Below are 15,400 nucleotides of genomic sequence, written 5' to 3' on the forward strand. Positions count from 1 at the left end.
CCGATGTCACGACAGCCTTGGTTCCAGGCATGACGAGGAGGGCGTCCCGAGGCGCACAGGTCCCCTTTGCCTCCGCTGTGGCCGGATGGCGTGGGCACCCGGTCAGGAGGTTGGGCGTGGAACACGCCGGTGGCCATCCTAACCTCGGGTCAGCAGTGCTGGAAGACGTGATCCGGGTTCTCCGGCCCGACGAGCATGCGGTCGCGCAGGGTGGTCGTCCTCGGCGTCGCCGGGTCCGCGCACACCTCGGCGAACGTGCCGCGCAGGTTGTCGGTGTACTCCACGTCCATCACATGCGCGCCGTAGACGTCGGTGTAGGTCGAGCACTCGTTGAAGGCGTGGCACTCCTCGGTGACGGCGAAGTCGAACCCGACCTCGTCGTGGGCGCGCCTGCTGATCTCCGCCGAGTTCTTCTGGCCGATCGGCAGGCCGCGGTCGTGCGCCCGCGCGCTGAGCAGTGCCGCGAACGCGAGGTTGTGCTCGGCGGTGAGGCGGTCGCCGGAGCGGGAGTAAGAGTCCAGGTTGTCGATCTCGACGGACTGGAAGCCGCGGTCGGCGCAGCGGGTGATCGACTCGCCGACCAGCCTCGCCAGTTCGTCCCGGTTGGACGGTGACGAGGTGTCCACGAGGAGCTCGTCGGGCCAGTCCGGGTCGATCACGGGCTCGCCGCCCGAGTCCTTCAGCACCAGGTGCCCGCGCTGGGTCAGCCACAGCTCGCGGTCCTGCGGCTGCGTCTGGAAACCGTTGACGTAGCAGACGTTGTGCACACCCGGTGCCGGCGAGGCGGTGCTGTCGCGCGCGACCAGCGTGACGCCCGCGGAGGGCGGGTAGGCCGCGGCCAGCTGGTAGTCGAGCACGGCGGGTGAGGGCGGCAGCGCCACGTCGGCGCGGGGCGCGGTCGGCGCCGGGGCGGCCTCCTGACCCGAACACCCGGCCAGCAGCGCGATCGACACCAGGACCGCCCAGGCCGGGCGAACGGAGGCACTCACCTGGTCCATTCCATCACACCGCCGCGGGACGAGTTCCTGCTCCACCATGCTCCGGCCGGCGGCCACCGACCGGTCCTCCGGGGCGAACCACGCGGCGAGCTTCACCACGAAGTCGGGCAACGTCCTGGGAGCACGCACTGCGCCGCGGCGTTGACGTCGGCCTTCAGCAGCGCGCCCACGTTCAACGCGATCGACTGTCCACTCGCGACCACGATCCGCCGGCCGGCCGCACCGGGGGCGGTCATCGCGAGCACGTGCGCGGCAGCCACGTCACGGCCACGGGCAGCATCGCGACGCCCAGCCAGAACCCTTGTCGACCGGGGGGAGTGACAGGGCCCCTCACGATCCCCCGGACCGCCTTACGGTGGAGGCATGACCGACGACCCGAACCTGCTCGGCGCCTTCCTGCGGGCCCGGCGCGAGCTCGTCACGCCCGAGGGGGCGGGCATCCCGGTGCACGGGGTCCGGCGGGTCCCCGGGCTGCGCCGCGAGGAGGTGGCGATGCTCGCGGGCATCAGCGCCGACTACTACCTGCGCCTCGAACGCGGACGCGACCGCCACCCGTCGGTGCAGGTGCTGGAGTCCCTGGCCACCGTGCTGCAGCTCGACGACGACGCGCGCGAGTACCTGGTCGGGCTCGTCGCCGAGAAGCCCCGCAAGCGCAGGCGGGCGCGACGGGAGGTCGTTCCCACCGGTACGGCCAACCTGCTCTCGGTGCTGCCGTTCCCGGCGTTCGTCGAGGGCCGCTACCTCGACGTGCTCGCCGCGAACCCGTTGGCGACGGCCCTGTCGCCCCGGCTGACCGCGGGGGCCAACCGGTTGCGGGACGTGTTCCTCGACCCCGAGGAGAAGGAGATGTTCCAGGACTGGGAGCTGGCCGCCGCCTACCTGATCGCGGGGTTCCGCCAGGCCGTCGGCACCGACACCGACGACCCGAGGTTCATCGAGCTCGTCGGCGAGCTCACCCTGGCGAGCCCGCTGTTCCAGCGGCTCTGGGCCCGACACGACGTGCGTCCGCGGATGAGCGGCACGGTCCGGTTCACCCACCCCCAGCTCGGGGAGATCACCCTCAACCGGGAGAAGTACCTCGTCGCCGGCACCGACGGGATCATGCTGGTCGTCTACCACCCCGACGCCGGTTCGGAGCACGCCGAGAAGCTCGCGTTGCTGGGCTCGGCGCTCGGCTCGGCGCGTTCAGGGACTTCACGTTCGCCGGCACGGTGATCACCTCGACGCCACAGCCCCCGGCAGGCACGACCTCGCCCTGTTCGCGGCTGGCACGGTCGGTGGTGTTCCCGGCACCCCGGTCGGCGGCCGGCTCGTGGACCGCTACCGCAGCCGGTCGCTGTTCGTGCTCGTCCTGATCGCGCAGGCGGTGACGTTGTCGGTGCTGATCGCGGTCTCCCGGAGACCGTCACGTCGGCACGTCGAACCTACCGGGTCCCGACGTCAGCACCCCTGAACCCAGGGCGTGCAGGCGACGAACGCGGGCGACCCCGGAGTGCGTCCACAGAGGACCGGTGAGGTCGAAGGCCCTGCCGAGGTGCTCGCCGTCGAGGAGCACCTCGGCTGCGGCGTCCGCGAGGTCGGTGCGGGACGCGGTGTTCAGCCCGCGGCCGCCCGCGCTGCCCGTCAGTTCACCGTCGATGATCCCCGGCACGAACGCCTCGCTGCAGAACGGGTTCCGCAGCACCGCGTGCGGCACTTCGCTGTCCCGGAGGGCCCACTCGGTCGCGTGGTGAGCCTCGGTGAGCCCCGTCGCCGTGGTGTCGGCACCCAGGAAGCTGGTGTGGACGGTCGCGCCCACGCGGGCCTCACGGGCGGCGTCGACGGCGTTGCGGTGCTGCGTCACGCGCTTCGCCGCGTCCAGTTCGGGTGAGGAGATGAGCAGCACTTCGGCGGCGCCGTCGAAGGCCGCCAGCAGACTGGCCCGGTAGTCGTAGTCCCCGTACCGCACGGCAACACCCTCCGGCGCGCGGGCCGGGTCGCGGACGGCCGCGACCACCTCGGTGCGCGGTGCCAGCCGCTCGACGATCAGGCGCGCCAGCGCACCGGACGCAGCCATGACGACGATCAAAGGCCCTCCTCCGCTCGATGATCGCCGAGCTGAGCCGCGGGCCGCACCAACACCACCGGAGCAGCACTCATCGCGTTCGCACGGGCGTTGCGCCGCGCGCCGATGCGGCGCAACGGGCGGATCGGTTTGAGGCGTTCGGGTGAAGCAGGCCGCACGTGCACCGCAGTCGTCCGCGGACTCGGCAAGATGTCGCCGAGGGGGGTGGGCGACGTCCGGCGCAGGCCGCTGCGCGCCCTGACCGGGGTTGATCTCGCAGACTCGGCGTTGTCGCGCTCCTGCTCGCCATGACCACCGGTCGTGAGTCCGAAGGGAAGTCATGCGTTCAGTGGTGCCTCGGTCAAGACGCGGGCGGATCGCCGTCGTGTCCGGGTTCGTCGTGGCGGTCGCCGGCGCCGGTGTCGGAATCGCCGCGGCGGCCGGGACCGGGTGGGGGTGGCTCGCAGCCGGAGCGGGGGCGATCGCGGCCGGGTTGCTCAAGGACTCGCTCAAGTCCGGGACAGCTGCGGCGTACCAGCACATCACCAACCCGCTCGTGGTCACCGTCGAAGTGCCCGCCAAGGACGCGGTGTTCGAGCGGTCCACCGGTGAGCACGTCCCTGTGAGCGGACATCAGGTGGCGGTGCTGGTGCAGACCCGCAGCAGCCAGGCCGTGGTGCTGCGAGACCTGCGCGTCGTGGTCGAGCGGCGGAGCCCGCCCGGCCCGGACCTGGCGTCCGCCGCGGCGGACGTGCTCGAACCGCGCAAGTTCGTGGTCGACCTGGACCAGCGCGAACCCGTACCGCGGCCCGTCGACGGCGCCGCGGCCCCGTTTCCGTACAAGGTCACCGCCGGCGGCCCGGAACTGTTCGCGGTGACCGCGCTGACCACCACCAGCGAGGTCCGGTGGTGGCTGGAGCTGGACTGGCGCCTCGGCGCGCGGTCGGGCACCGAACGGATCGGCCGTGACGGCGAGCCGTTCCGCACCACACCGCTCCCGCCTGGACTCGACGGAGGTACCGAATGATCACGCGTGTGCTGGTCACGGCCCTGGTGGTGATCGCCGGTGTGCTGGTCACCGGAGCGGCGTCATCGCCGCCCGCCTGGATCGGAGCGACCCTGGTCGTCGCCGCCGTCGCGTGGTTCAGCCGCGATCGGGCGAACCGCACCCCGCCGAAGCTCGTCCCCGCGCCTTCGCGGGGACGCGGTGTTCGCGTGTGGTTCCGGCCGCAGGCCTCCGGGCCGGTCGGGGAGCACGTGGTGGAAGTGGGCGATCTGGTGGTGCGGGCTCGCGTCGAGACGCGGAACTGGCTGCTGACCCCGCCGCCCTCGGTGTCGCGTCGTTCCGACCACGTGGCGCCCAGCAAGCACCGGGTGGTCCTGGACATGACCTGGACCGGAACCGAGGCCGCGGAGGTCTGGATCCGGCCCCACGTGCTGGAGCGGCAGCCGCCCGCGACCGGTGACGTCGTGCTGACCGACGACACCATGCAGCTCAAGCCGGAGATCGAGGTGCTGCTCGACGCCGAACCCGCCTGCCTGCGCCTTGTCAGACAGGACCGGACCGCGACGGGCATCCAGATCCCGATCGCCGCCGGCGGGAACAGGAGACTCGTCCTGGCCGCCGTCACCGATCGCGACGACGTCCGGTGGCAGCTCCAGTTCACCCCGGACGGGGACGATCCGACCACCGTCAGGGCGTTCGAGCTGCGCACGACGGCCGCCACCGGCTGGGCCAAGTTCATGCCCGACGGCACCGTGCTGCGGAACAACCCCAACGACTACCACCGGGAGTACACCGCCCGGCTCGGCGACGGGATCACCGACCCGCCGGCGTGAGGAGATCGCCGTACCGGCCGCAGGCCTGCTCGTCGGTCGTCAGGAGAAGTCCAGGACCAGACGGCCGCGCAAGCCCCGGCCGCGAGAAGCCGATGCGCGTGCGCGGCCTGGTCCGGCCGGAGCACGGCGTGCACGCGCGGAGTCAGCACCCCGGCAGCGGCGGCGAGGTCCCGATCGCATGGTGCGGCGTCGGCGAGAACAGTGAGCCCGTCCGACAGGGCGAGCTGGACCGCGTGGCCGCCGGCGGCCACGGCGACCCCGAGGTACGCTCCTCGGGCCAGCGCCAGCCAAGCGGTCAGCGCGTTCATCGGCACGGTGGACGCCGCGGTGAGCGAGATCCCCGCGGCGCCGCCACCACGCTCGCCGCGGGCACCACGACCTGTTCGGCGTAGAAGCCTTCGCCGGCTCACGAACACCAGCGCCGGCCATCACCCGCACCCCCTCAGCGCACCGCGCTCGTGGAGTCCGCTCCGGCCAGCACGGTGAGCAGCCTCGCCACCTCGTCGCGCACGGCGTCGCGGCCGGGCGCGAGGTAGCGGCGCGGGTCGGTCAGGAGCTCCCGCTCGTCGAGCACCGCGCGCACCGCCTCGGTCAGCACCTGGTTGAGGCGCGTGCCGACGTTGACCTTGACGATCCCGCTGGTCACCGCTCCGCGCAGGCCGTCGTCGGACACACCGGACGAGCCGTGCAGCACCAACGGCACGGGAACCGCGTCGGTGAGCGCCGCGATCAGGTCCTCGTCGAGCACGGCGCTGCGGTCCGTCATGGCGTGTGACGAACCGACCGCCACGGCGAGCGTGTCGACGCCGGTCGCCGCTGCGAACGCCGCCGCTTCGGCCGGGTCGGTGCGCACTCCCGGCGCGTGGGCGCCGTCCTTGCCGCCGACCTCGCCCAGTTCCGCTTCGACGAGGCATCCGGTGGCGTGGCAGCGTTCCACGACGGCGCGGGTCCGGTCGACGTTCTCGGTGTAGGGCAGCTTGGACGCGTCGAACATGACCGAGGTGATGCCGAGGTCGAGCCCTTCGCGGATCAGGTCCTCGTCCTCCACGTGGTCGAGGTGGACGAGCACGGGCACGGAGGTGTCCTCGGCGAGCCGCAGGCACGCGAGCGCGAACGGTGCCAGGGAACCGTGGTAGCGCACGGCGTTCTGCGAGATCTGCAGGATCACCGGGAGTCCGCTGTGCTCCGCGCCGGCCACGATGGCCTCGGCGTGCTCGATCAGGATCGCGTTGAACGCCCCCACCGCGCGCCGCTCCTCGCGCAGGTCGCCGAGCAACGTCGTCCAGTTCACCGTGTCTCCTTCACCGTCGTCAGAGCAATCCAGCGGGTTCTGGCCCCCAGGTCGATCTCGCCCGCCACCGGCCGCAGCACCGCGCTCGCGGACGTGGCGACCACGTCGGCGAGCGCGGCGGGCCAGTCGACGTCGCGCCCCGCCGCGAGGTGCAGTGCCAGCGCGGCGGCGGCCGCGTCCCCGGCGCCGGTCGGGTTGCCGGTGACGACCTCCGCCGGGCGGGCCTGCCAGGTGCCGTCCGCGGTCGCCGCGACCGCACCGTCCGCGCCCGCCGTCGCCACCACGGCGGGCGCTCCCCCTGCCACCAGGTCGTGCAGAGTCCTTGCACCGCCGACGAGTTCGGCCAGTTCGTCGGAGTTGGGCATCAGCACCGCTCCGCTGTCCGCGGCCGCGCGGAGGGCCGGTCCCGACACGTCGGTGATGACCGGCACGCCGAACTCCGCGCACAACCGGGCCAGACGGGCGGGAACTGCCGGGTGCAGGCCGTGCGGCACACTGCCGGAGATGACCACGGCTCCCGCTCCGGCTTCCAGTTCGTCTTGCAGTGCGCCGGTGATCACCGCTTCCGCGCCATCGCAGGCCGGGGCACCGTTCTCCTGCAACATGGTCGTGGTGCCGTCCTCGGCCACCACCGCCACTGTTCGCCGCACCGACGCCAGCGCGGGCACGAGCCGGTGAGCGATTCCCAGCTCCTCCAGGCCCGTGCGGAACTCGTCGGGTTCCGCGGTCATGGTGAGCGCGAGCGCGAAGCCGTTTCCTCCCAACGCGTTCACCACGGCCGCGACGTTCACGCCCTTGCCGCCGGCCCGCGACCGCACCTGCGGCACGCGGACCGTCTCCCCGACCCTCAGGGCGTCCACCCGGTAGGTCACGTCGATGGCGGGGTTGAGCGTGACGGTGATGATCCGGTCGGTCACGCCGGAACCGCTTCGCTGCTCTTCTCGGCTCGGTAGACCATCAACGTCGAGCCGACGAGTGCCAGGACGATGCCCGCGATCTGGAACGCGCTGGGCTGCGCGCCGAACACGATGAGCGAGAGCACGATCGTCAGCACAGGTGCCAGCGCGTTGGTGACCGGTGCGACGATCGAGGCCTTGCCGCGGCTCATGGCCATCACGAGGAACAGCGCGCCGACGGCGTTCAGGACCTGCGTCCCGGCGGTGAGGGCGGGAGCCTGCCAGGGGAAGTCCAGCGGGAGGCCGCCCATCATGAGCAGCGCCACCGGGATCAACGCGAGGCCGCTGATGGTCATCCAGCCGAACGTCGAGGCGTCGTCGACCCCGGCCACCGCCGCCTTGCGCATGTAGTACGCCTGCACGCCCCAGGCCACGCAGACCAGGACCGCGAGCAGCAGGTAGACCCACCCGCTGTCACCGGCCTCCCCGGTGGACACGGAGAACAGCACCACCGCGACCAAAGCGAGCACCACGCCCGTCCAGGACAGGGCGCCGAGCCGTTCGCGCAACAGGCCGAACGCCATCAGGACGGTGATCGCCGGGGACAGCGCGACGATGGGGAAGATCACGTACGCGGGTCCGATCGTGAGCGCCTTGAACAGCACCAGCTGGCCGCCCGCGCCGGTGAGCCCGATCAGCAGGCCGTACCCGGCGGCCGTCCTGCTGCGGTCGAACCTCTTGCCGCGCAACGAGAACCACGCCGGGATGAGCATCGTGAACGCCCACACGACGTAGATCATCGGGTCGGGGTAGGCGTAGAGCTTGGTGGGCAGGGCGGAGAAGGCTCCCCAGACGCCCCAGAACAGCACCAGCAGCCCCGCGTACGGGATCCAGCTGGTCGGGCGGAGGGAGGTGGACACGCCTGGTCCGGTCATCTTCGGCTCCTCACGGGGGAGAGCGCTGCGGCTGTGTGGACGTGCTCTGCCCGCAGGAGGTGTCCGTGCAGGCGTGCCGCGTGGAGCGCGGCACCGACGTGCGGTTCCAGCAGTGGTGCGCGCAGGTCGAAGTCGTGGGTGAGCGACTCGCGGAACGCCGCCAGCACCTGCGCCGAGCCGAACATGCCACCCGAGTACGACACCGGGACCTGTTGCGAGGCCTCGAACTCCAGCGCCTCGCGGCCTACGTCGACGAGGAGTGCGAGCTCCTGGCCCGCTCGCCGGAGGACGTCCGCGGCGACGGCGTCCCCCGCGTCCGCCGCCCGGACGACGACCTTGCTCAGGTTCGCGATCTTGCCGCGGTCTCCGTGCCACCGGTTGACCACGACGTCGATGGCGTCGAAGTCGGCGGAGAGTTCCAGCGCTGCACGCATCTCCTCGACGAGCGGACCGGCGGGCATCCGTCCGTCGACCATGCGGCTGAAGGCGTTGAGGCCGTTGACGGCGACCCAGTAGCCGGAGCCCTCGTCGCCGAACAGCTCGCTCCAGCCGCCACCGCGCCACTGCCTGCCGGCGTTCTCGCCGTACGCGATCGAGCCGGTGCCCGCGACGACGTTGATGCCGTCGACGCCGCCGAGCGACCCGGCCCAGCCGCAGATCATGTCGTTGCCGCACCGGTAGTCCGCGGTGCCGAGGACCTTCGCGGGCAGCGCGTCGAGCACCGGCACGTCGGCGCTGATCTCCCCGTACGCGGGCAGTCCGAAGAACGCGAAGGTGATGCCGTCCACCGGGATGCCGGCGGTGGCGCAGACCTCGTCGATCCCCTGCCGCAGCAGGGGTTCCACGATCCCGATGCCCTCGCTCAGGTAGTAGACGCTTGCGGTGCGCGCCTCGGCGACGACCCGGGCGTCCGGATCGACCAGGCAGAACGCCGTCTTGGTACCTCCACCGTCGACACCCAGGAACATCTCAGCCCACTCCCTCCGGGAACTCGTGGATGACCACGCCCTGCACGACCCGGTTGACCTCGCCGCCGGGGAACGGGTTGTCCGGCGTCAGGTCCAGCGCCAGAGAGCACGCGAGCGCCGTGGTCTGGGCCGCGATCACGGCCACCAGGGCCCACGCGGACGGCGACCCGGTGGCCGGCACCGGCCACACCTGCGCTCCCCCGCACTCGTCCGGGCCCGCCGCGCCCACCACGACCACGCGCTCGGGACCGAGGGCCACCACCAGCTCTCGCGCGATGTCGACGTCGTAGGAGCGCGCATGCGGTTCCGGGGAGAGGAAGACGACGGCGATCGTGCGGTCGTCGAGGACCGACTTCGGGCCGTGCCGGAAGCCCAGCGACGACTCGGCGATCCCGACGACCTGGCCTCGGGTCAGTTCGAGGGACTTGAGCGCGGCCTCCCGTGCCAGTCCCCGCAACGGGCCGGAACCCAGGTACACCAGGCGACCCGGCTTCGCACCGGCGATCGCCGACGCCCGTTCCGCCGCCTCGCCGAGGACCGCGGTTCCCGCCCGCACCAGCGCTTCCACGTCGACGTCGAGACCGAAGACCAGCAGCGCCGCCAGCGCCATGCCGGTGAACGACGACGTCATCGCGAAGCCGCGGTCGTTGACCTCGTCCGGCAGCGCGACCACGACGGCGTTCCCGTCGCCGGACCACCGCTGGGCGAGCCTCCCCCGCGGATCACAGGTGATCACCAGGTGGCGCACGGGCGTGAGCCGGTGCAGGAGTTCCGCCGCCGCGAGCGATTCGGGGCTGTTGCCGCTGCGCGCGAAGGAGACCAGCAGCACCGGGCGTTCGTCGACGACGACCGAGCGCGGGTCGGCGACGATCTCCGTGGTCGCGATGGCGTCGACCTGCCTGCCGAGGTGCCGCGCGAGAGCGGGTGCCACGACCTCGCCGATGAACGCCGAGGTGCCGGCGCCGGTCAGCACGATCCTGGGGTTCGCGGCCAGCGCAGCGCCGAGGAGTTCCCCGATCCGCGGCCGGGCCTGCTCGACCACGTCCCGCACCGCCCGCCAGGTGGTGGGTTGCTGCCAGATCTCCCGCGCGGTCCAGCTGTCGCCGAGCCCGGTCACAGTCATGTGTCGCCTTCCGATTACCGGCGCACTTCGAAACGCATTCCGGAGCGCATTCCCCGAGTGGTGCATTCGTACGTCCGGCGCTGCGCGAGGGGCAAGGTTCGGCGCTCAAATGAACAAACGGAGTGAGCGCTTCGCCGCGTCGTCCCTGTTCAGGACGATCATCGGAGGAAGCTGCGCGTGAACAATCGCTCACCGGAATGATCTGTCGTAGGCTCCGCTGCATGGCCGATCCCACGGATTCCTCCGCACCCAAGGGCCGCACGCGGAAAAGGCTCACGACGCGGGCCGAACGCATGTCCGAAATACTGCGAGCGCTCCGCGAAACAGGTTCTCTGCAGGTCGGTGAACTCGGCACGCGGCTCGGTGTCTCGTCCGCGACGCTGCGGCGCGACCTGGCGCAGCTGGAGGAGCAACGGCTGCTGATCCGGACCCACGGAGGGGCCAAACCCCACGGCGCGATCGACGAGGTGCCGGTGCGGTACCGGGGAGGCCGGTCCCGTGACGCGAAACGGGCCATCGTGCGCGAGGCGGTGCGCCTGCTGCCGTCCGGACCGCACGTCATCGCCCTGACCGGTGGGTCCACGACCACCGAGCTCGCGAAGCAGCTGCCCGGCAGGGCGGACCTGACCGTGGTGACGAACGCGCTGAACATCGCGATGGAGATGGCGATGCACCCCAGGCACAAGCTCGTCGTGGTCGGCGGCGTCGCCCGGCCGCGTTCCTACGAGCTGGTGGGCCCCTGGGCGGAGCACGTGCTGGCGTCGATCAGCATCGGCACCGCGTTCATCGGCGTCGACGGCATCGACGCCGCGGCGGGCATCACCACGCACGACGAGAACGAGGCGCGCACCAACCGCGCGATGCTGGGCCGCGCCCAGCGGGTGATCGTGATGGCCGACGGCAGCAAGCTCGGCAAGGCCACGCTCGCCCGCATCGCCGACGTCCAGGACGTGCACGAGGTGATCACCGACCTGTCCGCCGATCCCGCGGCCGTGGCGGCGATCCGGGCGGCGGGCGTGCGCGTCACCGTGGTCGAGGTGACGACCGCGAAGGACGGGTGACTCAGCCGCCCGGCCGGACGAGTCCCGAGTCGGCTCGACACTGCCGGCGAGGTCGACTTCACCACGAGGACGGCGATCCCGCCGCTCGCACCATCCACAACGGACTCCGGCGACATCAGGGGCTCGACCTCGCCGTCCAGGAGGGCGAGACGCGGTTCCCAGACGGCCCGGTCACCTGGACGTGGGCCATGAACGGCACGGTCCTCGGTCCCATCATCCGCGCCGCCAAGGGTGAGAAGGTCACGCGCACCGCCCCGCGGGCCGCGCCGGCAACGCCACGCCGCACGCGACCGCCCACAGCAGCACCGGGAACGCGGCGATGCGTTCCCACAGGCCGAACAGCGCCGGACCACCGACCTGGGCCACCATCAGCACGAGGGCGACCATCGCCACCACGGCGGCGACGATGCCCACGCGACCGAGGACGCGCCACCGGTCGGTGCCCGCCAGCGCGATCCCGGTCAGCAGCATCGCGACCTCGCCCACCGGGATGGCGACGACCGCGCCGGCGACGTGCAGGGTGGCGCTGGTGTCCTCGGGGTTCAGGCCGACGACGGTCAGCGCCAGCCCGGTCACGACGAGGAGCGCGAGCCCGGTGCGGGCCGTCCGCACGTCCGGGAACAGCGGCCTGACCAGCAGGGCTCCCCCGGCCAGGCACAGCCCGGCGACCGTCCAGGACACGCCCGAGACGACGTGCCACGGTGAACACACCCAGCGCTCGACCTGCTCCGACTGGAAGCAGGTGGCCGCGCCCAGGTCGCTGATCGCGTTGCGCACCCAGCTGTACGGGACCTCCCACCGCGCCTCGACGACGAACAACAACAGGAAGTACTGCGCGACCAGCACCCACAGCACCGCGCCGAGGCGGGCCCGCCCGGTCACGCCCGGACTCCGGCCAGGCGCAGCGCGAACAGCACGAAGGCGTCGGCCACCTGCTCTCGCGTGTGGTCCTGGCCGGGGCCGAACCAGTTGCCGACGCGCTGCCCCATGCCGCCGATCGCCCGTGCCGCCAGGCGTGCGTCGGGGACGTCGAACGCGCCGTCCGCCAGCACGTCCAGCAGCAGCTGCTCCGACGCGGCGCGCAGGGCGAGCGAGGGCGCGGCGAGTTCGGCGGAGAGCACGTGCAGCTCGCTGTTGGTCACCACGGCCAGCAGCGGGAAGTCGGTGTGGGCGAACACGTGCGTGCGCACGAGCGCGGTGAGCTTCTCGACCGGGTCGGTGAGGCCGTCGACGGCCTCGAGAAGCCGCCGGTGCAGCTCGCGGTGCCCGACCAGCACGAGTTCGGCCAGCACCAGTTCCTTGGAGCTGTAGTAGCCGTAGAGGGTCGCCGAGTTGATGCCCGCGGCCGCGCCGATCTCGCGGATCGAGGTGCCGTGGAACCCGCGTTCGGCGAACAGCCCGAGAGCGGCGTGCAGCACGCGGCCCTGCGTGCCCGTCGGTGTCGTCCCCTCGGGCAGGACGACGGCCGCGGTCGCCAGCCTGCCCTTGTCCCACTGCTCGCTCAACGCCCACTCCAACCAATCGATTGATTGGAATGTAGACCATTCAGCTCAGGCGCGCCGGGCCGGGAGCATCGACAGGGCCCGGGCGCGCTGGGCGACAAGCTCGTCGTAGGTCCCGTCGCGTTCCGCCCAGCGGTGCATCAGGACCTGCTCGACCAGGACTTCCTTCGGCGTGGGTTCCTGGGACAGCAGCTTCACGACGTCGGTGACGTAGTCGTGCACCGGCACCGCCCGCGGGTTGACCTTCTCCTGCCCGGCGCTGGCCACGGCCGGGGGCACGAGTTCGACGACGTCGACGCCCGTCCCGTCCAACTGGGCGCGCAGGGCCTCGGAGTAGGCGTGCACGGCGGCCTTGGACGCGGCGTAGGTGGGCATCGGCGGGAACGGCAGGAACGCGATCCCCGACGTCACGGTGACGATGGTCCCCGCACCGCGCCCGACGAGGTGCGGGGTGAAGGCGTCGACGACCCGGATCGTGCCGGTCAGGTTGGTGTCGATGGTGCGCTGCGCGGCTTCGAAGTGCGCAGGGTCGCGCAGGTCCTCGAGCAGCATGACCCCGGACATGGTCACCACGGTGTCCAGGTCGGGGAAGCGGGCGAGCACGGCGTCGCGGGCGGCCTCGACCGACGCGCCGTCGGTCACGTCGAGGGCGAACTCGCCGTCCCCGGCGCTGCGTCCGCCCACGGCGACGGTGCTGCCCGCGGCGGTCAGGTGCCGGGCCAGCTCCCTGCCGATGCCGGACGTGCCGCCGGCGATGAAAACGGTGCGGTTGGACAGGTCCACGAGAAGTTCCTCCATGTCATTCGCTGACATGGCCAGTCTTCGCCGCGGAGGGCCGGTGTCCCAGGTCCCTGATCTTCCGGGGTCCTGTCAGGACCCCCTCTCAGACGGTCACTTCGCGATGCTGCCCGACAGTTCGGAACCGGCGGCGGATTGCCGGATCGGCAACGTTCCTCGGCCGCCGGTGGTGCTCGCGGCTAGTTTCCGGAGCATGAAGGTCTTCCTCACCGGCGCGACCGGCTTCATCGGAGGCGTCGTCGGCGAACGGCTCGTCGCCGAGGGGCACGAGGTGCGTGGCCTCCTGCGCAACCCGGACCACGCGGCCCTGCTGCGGCGGGCCGGGATCACCCCCGTGCCCGGTGACCTCGACGACGCCGGCCTGCTCACGGCCGAGGCGCACCGAGCCGAGGGCGTGGTCAACGCGGCGAACAGCGACCACCGGGGCGCGGTGGAGGCCCTGCTGCGCGGCCTGCGCGGCTCCGGCAAGCCGTTCGTGCACACCAGTGGCACCAGCCTGATCGCCGACGACGCGCAGGGCGAGGCGCTCTCCCCCACCGTGCACGACGACGCGCACGAGGTCGTCGCGAGCTCCCACCCCGTCCGGCAGGCGCGGTTCGCGCTCGACACCGACGTCGTCACCGCGGACGGCGTGCGGTCCGTCGTGCTGTGCAACTCGCTCGTCTACGGCACCGGCCGCGCACCTCATCCCGACACGGTCCTGCTGGTGCCGCTCGTCGCGCAGGCCCGCGCCGGCGGCGTCGTCCGCGTGGTCGGCCGGGGCCTCAACACCTGGTCCACCGTGCACGTCGACGACCTGGCCGCGCTGTACTCCGCCGCGCTGACCGACCCCGCCGCCCGCGGGTTCTACTTCGTGGAGAACGGTGAAGCGTCGTTCGCGGAGATCGGTGCCGCGATCGCGGACCGGCTGGGCCTGGGCGCGGTGCAACCGTGGCCGCTGGAGGAGGCGGCACGCGTGTGGGGCGAGGGTTTCGCGCGCTACGCGCTGGGCGCGAACAGCCGGGTGCGCGCCACCAGGGCGCGGGAGCTCGGCTGGAAGCCGCGGCACTCCTCCGTCACCGCCTGGATCCGGCAGGACCTGCGCGTCCACTGAGGACAGGTTTGGCCGCGGCCGGAACGGGGTCCCCTCAACAGTGCGCCCCTGCGGTCCCGAGCACGGCGCGCACGCAACATGTGGAGGTTCACCGTGTCCTTGCGCGCCGTGGCTCTGGTCTGCAGCCTGAAGCCGTCCCCCGCCCCGTCCAGCAGCGACCTCATCGCGCACCAGCTCCTCGACGAGCTCAAGAACCACGACGTCGTCGGCGAGGTCGTCCGGGTCGTCGACCACGACGTCAAACCCGGCGTCGAGGCGGACATGGGCGATGGCGACGAGTGGCCCGCGCTGCGCCGTTCCATCGGCGAGGCCGACATCCTCATCATCGCCACGCCGACCTGGATGGGTCACGCCTCCAGCGTCGCCCACCGCGTCCTCGAACGCCTGGACGCCTCGCTGTCGGAGACCGACGACGAGGGACGCCCCGCGATGTTCGGCAAGGTCGTCCTCGCCGCCGTGGTCGGCAACGAGGACGGTGCCCACAAGATCGTCGCGGACCTCTTCCAGGCCCTCAACGACACCGGTTTCTCCATCCCGGCGCAGGGGTGCACGTACTGGAACGGCCAGGCGATGCAGACCGTCGACTACAACGACCTCGACGAGACGCCCGACGCCGTGAAGTCCACCACCGCGACGGCGGCCCGCAACGCCGCGCACCTCGCCCGGCTGCTGCGGGCCGAGCAGTACCCTCCCGTGTCCTGACACAGCGCGAAAGCCCACGCTCCGGCGTGGGCTTTCTGTTGCGCAGAAACAATTCCACCCCACCTGTGCGCTGTAACGCGACCGGAGCGGTCAGGCGATCTACCACCTGGTCGATTCGGACCGAACGAACAGTGCGGAGTGGTGCGGGGA

The 15,400-nt window shown here is 71.9% G+C and carries 18 protein-coding genes; 7 read left to right on the forward strand and 11 right to left on the reverse strand.

Going from position 1 to position 15,400, the window contains the following annotated elements:
• Positions 1 to 149 precede the first annotated feature (149 nt).
• A complete protein-coding gene (locus tag ND450_RS16085; protein WP_253326927.1) occupies positions 150 to 1,109 on the reverse strand; it encodes an endo alpha-1,4 polygalactosaminidase in 960 nt (319 codons plus the stop codon).
• Entirely contained in the window at positions 1,091 to 1,258 is a 168-nt protein-coding gene (locus tag ND450_RS16090; RefSeq protein WP_253326928.1) for a hypothetical protein, read from the reverse strand. Before ND450_RS16090 ends, ND450_RS16085 begins: the two co-directional genes overlap by 19 nt.
• 103 nt (positions 1,259 to 1,361) lie before the next feature.
• On the opposite strand from ND450_RS16090, the gene ND450_RS16095 reads away from it, so the two are divergent.
• Complete coding sequence (locus ND450_RS16095; protein ID WP_253326929.1) at positions 1,362 to 2,213, forward strand: helix-turn-helix transcriptional regulator; 852 nt, start codon at positions 1,362 to 1,364, stop codon at positions 2,211 to 2,213.
• Between the two features lie 190 nt (positions 2,214 to 2,403).
• Here the strand turns inward: ND450_RS16095 and ND450_RS16100 are convergent, their stop codons facing one another.
• Entirely contained in the window at positions 2,404 to 3,054 is a 651-nt protein-coding gene (locus ND450_RS16100; protein ID WP_253326930.1) for an NAD(P)H-binding protein, read from the reverse strand.
• Positions 3,055 to 3,427: 373 nt separating this feature from the next.
• On the opposite strand from ND450_RS16100, the gene ND450_RS16105 reads away from it, so the two are divergent.
• From ND450_RS16105 to ND450_RS16115, 3 genes are all read left to right on the forward strand, one after another.
• Positions 3,428 to 4,069: a hypothetical protein gene (locus ND450_RS16105; protein WP_253326931.1), complete on the forward strand. Its 642-nt coding sequence runs from the start codon at positions 3,428 to 3,430 to the stop codon at positions 4,067 to 4,069.
• Positions 4,066 to 4,881, forward strand: coding sequence for a hypothetical protein (locus ND450_RS16110; protein WP_253326932.1), 816 nt, complete (start codon positions 4,066 to 4,068; stop codon positions 4,879 to 4,881). Before ND450_RS16105 ends, ND450_RS16110 begins: the two co-directional genes overlap by 4 nt.
• A 92-nt stretch (positions 4,882 to 4,973) precedes the next feature.
• The gene (locus ND450_RS16115) at positions 4,974 to 5,273 is read left to right on the forward strand and encodes a hypothetical protein (RefSeq protein ID WP_253326933.1); all 300 of its coding nucleotides are present in this window, start codon (positions 4,974 to 4,976) and stop codon (positions 5,271 to 5,273) included.
• A gap of 50 nt (positions 5,274 to 5,323) precedes the next feature.
• Here ND450_RS16115 and ND450_RS16120 read toward each other — a convergent pair whose 3' ends face one another.
• Genes ND450_RS16120 through ND450_RS16140 form a run of 5 tightly spaced genes read right to left on the reverse strand, consistent with a single transcriptional unit; the run spans position 5,324 to position 10,094 of the window.
• On the reverse strand, positions 5,324 to 6,172 hold the full coding sequence (locus ND450_RS16120; protein ID WP_253326934.1) for a class II fructose-bisphosphate aldolase: 849 nt from the start codon (positions 6,170 to 6,172) through the stop codon (positions 5,324 to 5,326).
• On the reverse strand, positions 6,169 to 7,089 hold the full coding sequence (locus ND450_RS16125; protein WP_253326935.1) for a 1-phosphofructokinase family hexose kinase: 921 nt from the start codon (positions 7,087 to 7,089) through the stop codon (positions 6,169 to 6,171). The genes ND450_RS16120 and ND450_RS16125 overlap by 4 nt, the downstream gene beginning before the upstream one ends.
• Positions 7,086 to 8,003, reverse strand: a complete 918-nt coding sequence (locus ND450_RS16130) for a DMT family transporter (RefSeq protein ID WP_253326936.1) — start codon at positions 8,001 to 8,003, stop codon at positions 7,086 to 7,088. The genes ND450_RS16125 and ND450_RS16130 overlap by 4 nt, the downstream gene beginning before the upstream one ends.
• Entirely contained in the window at positions 8,000 to 8,971 is a 972-nt protein-coding gene (locus ND450_RS16135; protein WP_253326937.1) for an N-acetylglucosamine kinase, read from the reverse strand. The genes ND450_RS16130 and ND450_RS16135 overlap by 4 nt, the downstream gene beginning before the upstream one ends.
• Before the next feature lies 1 nt (position 8,972).
• On the reverse strand, positions 8,973 to 10,094 hold the full coding sequence (locus ND450_RS16140) for an SIS domain-containing protein (protein ID WP_253326938.1): 1,122 nt from the start codon (positions 10,092 to 10,094) through the stop codon (positions 8,973 to 8,975).
• 221 nt (positions 10,095 to 10,315) lie between these two features.
• Between ND450_RS16140 and ND450_RS16145 the strand changes: the two genes are divergently transcribed.
• Positions 10,316 to 11,155 carry a DeoR/GlpR family DNA-binding transcription regulator gene (locus ND450_RS16145; protein WP_253326939.1) on the forward strand — a complete coding sequence of 280 codons (840 nt, stop codon included), beginning with the start codon at positions 10,316 to 10,318 and terminating at the stop codon, positions 11,153 to 11,155.
• Between the two features lie 240 nt (positions 11,156 to 11,395).
• On the opposite strand, the gene ND450_RS16150 is transcribed toward ND450_RS16145, so the two are convergent.
• Genes ND450_RS16150 through ND450_RS16160 form a run of 3 tightly spaced genes read right to left on the reverse strand, consistent with a single transcriptional unit; the run spans position 11,396 to position 13,470 of the window.
• Positions 11,396 to 12,037, reverse strand: a complete 642-nt coding sequence (locus ND450_RS16150) for a DUF998 domain-containing protein (RefSeq protein ID WP_253326940.1) — start codon at positions 12,035 to 12,037, stop codon at positions 11,396 to 11,398.
• Positions 12,034 to 12,660, reverse strand: coding sequence for a TetR/AcrR family transcriptional regulator (locus tag ND450_RS16155; RefSeq protein WP_253326941.1), 627 nt, complete (start codon positions 12,658 to 12,660; stop codon positions 12,034 to 12,036). Before ND450_RS16155 ends, ND450_RS16150 begins: the two co-directional genes overlap by 4 nt.
• Positions 12,661 to 12,705: 45 nt before the next feature.
• Positions 12,706 to 13,470 carry an SDR family oxidoreductase gene (locus ND450_RS16160; RefSeq protein WP_253326942.1) on the reverse strand — a complete coding sequence of 255 codons (765 nt, stop codon included), beginning with the start codon at positions 13,468 to 13,470 and terminating at the stop codon, positions 12,706 to 12,708.
• A 178-nt stretch (positions 13,471 to 13,648) separates the two neighbouring features.
• Between ND450_RS16160 and ND450_RS16165 the strand changes: the two genes are divergently transcribed.
• Together ND450_RS16165 and ND450_RS16170 are read left to right on the forward strand one after the other, a co-directional pair.
• Complete coding sequence (locus ND450_RS16165) at positions 13,649 to 14,548, forward strand: NAD-dependent epimerase/dehydratase family protein (protein WP_253326943.1); 900 nt, start codon at positions 13,649 to 13,651, stop codon at positions 14,546 to 14,548.
• A gap of 78 nt (positions 14,549 to 14,626) precedes the next feature.
• A complete protein-coding gene (locus ND450_RS16170; RefSeq protein WP_253326944.1) occupies positions 14,627 to 15,250 on the forward strand; it encodes a flavodoxin family protein in 624 nt (207 codons plus the stop codon).
• The last annotated feature ends 150 nt before the right edge of the window (positions 15,251 to 15,400 follow it).

The sequence above is a fragment of the Lentzea sp. HUAS12 genome (genome assembly GCF_024125735.1).
Classification (GTDB): Bacteria; Actinomycetota; Actinomycetes; order Mycobacteriales; family Pseudonocardiaceae; genus Lentzea; species Lentzea albida.

What these genes read in the sequence shown, in the direction of transcription:
- ND450_RS16160 (WP_253326942.1), bottom strand. Translation starts at nt 13,470, where the DNA reads ATGTCAGCGAATGACATGGAGGAACTTCTCGTGGACCTGTCCAACCGC.
- ND450_RS16165 (WP_253326943.1), top strand. Translation starts at nt 13,649, where the DNA reads ATGAAGGTCTTCCTCACCGGCGCGACCGGCTTCATCGGAGGCGTCGTC.
- ND450_RS16135 (WP_253326937.1), bottom strand. Translation starts at nt 8,971, where the DNA reads ATGTTCCTGGGTGTCGACGGTGGAGGTACCAAGACGGCGTTCTGCCTG.
- ND450_RS16130 (WP_253326936.1), bottom strand. Translation starts at nt 8,003, where the DNA reads ATGACCGGACCAGGCGTGTCCACCTCCCTCCGCCCGACCAGCTGGATC.
- ND450_RS16170 (WP_253326944.1), top strand. Translation starts at nt 14,627, where the DNA reads ATGTGGAGGTTCACCGTGTCCTTGCGCGCCGTGGCTCTGGTCTGCAGC.
- ND450_RS16095 (WP_253326929.1), top strand. Translation starts at nt 1,362, where the DNA reads ATGACCGACGACCCGAACCTGCTCGGCGCCTTCCTGCGGGCCCGGCGC.
- ND450_RS16110 (WP_253326932.1), top strand. Translation starts at nt 4,066, where the DNA reads ATGATCACGCGTGTGCTGGTCACGGCCCTGGTGGTGATCGCCGGTGTG.
- ND450_RS16140 (WP_253326938.1), bottom strand. Translation starts at nt 10,094, where the DNA reads ATGACTGTGACCGGGCTCGGCGACAGCTGGACCGCGCGGGAGATCTGG.
- ND450_RS16100 (WP_253326930.1), bottom strand. Translation starts at nt 3,054, where the DNA reads ATGGCTGCGTCCGGTGCGCTGGCGCGCCTGATCGTCGAGCGGCTGGCA.
- ND450_RS16145 (WP_253326939.1), top strand. Translation starts at nt 10,316, where the DNA reads ATGGCCGATCCCACGGATTCCTCCGCACCCAAGGGCCGCACGCGGAAA.
- ND450_RS16115 (WP_253326933.1), top strand. Translation starts at nt 4,974, where the DNA reads ATGCGCGTGCGCGGCCTGGTCCGGCCGGAGCACGGCGTGCACGCGCGG.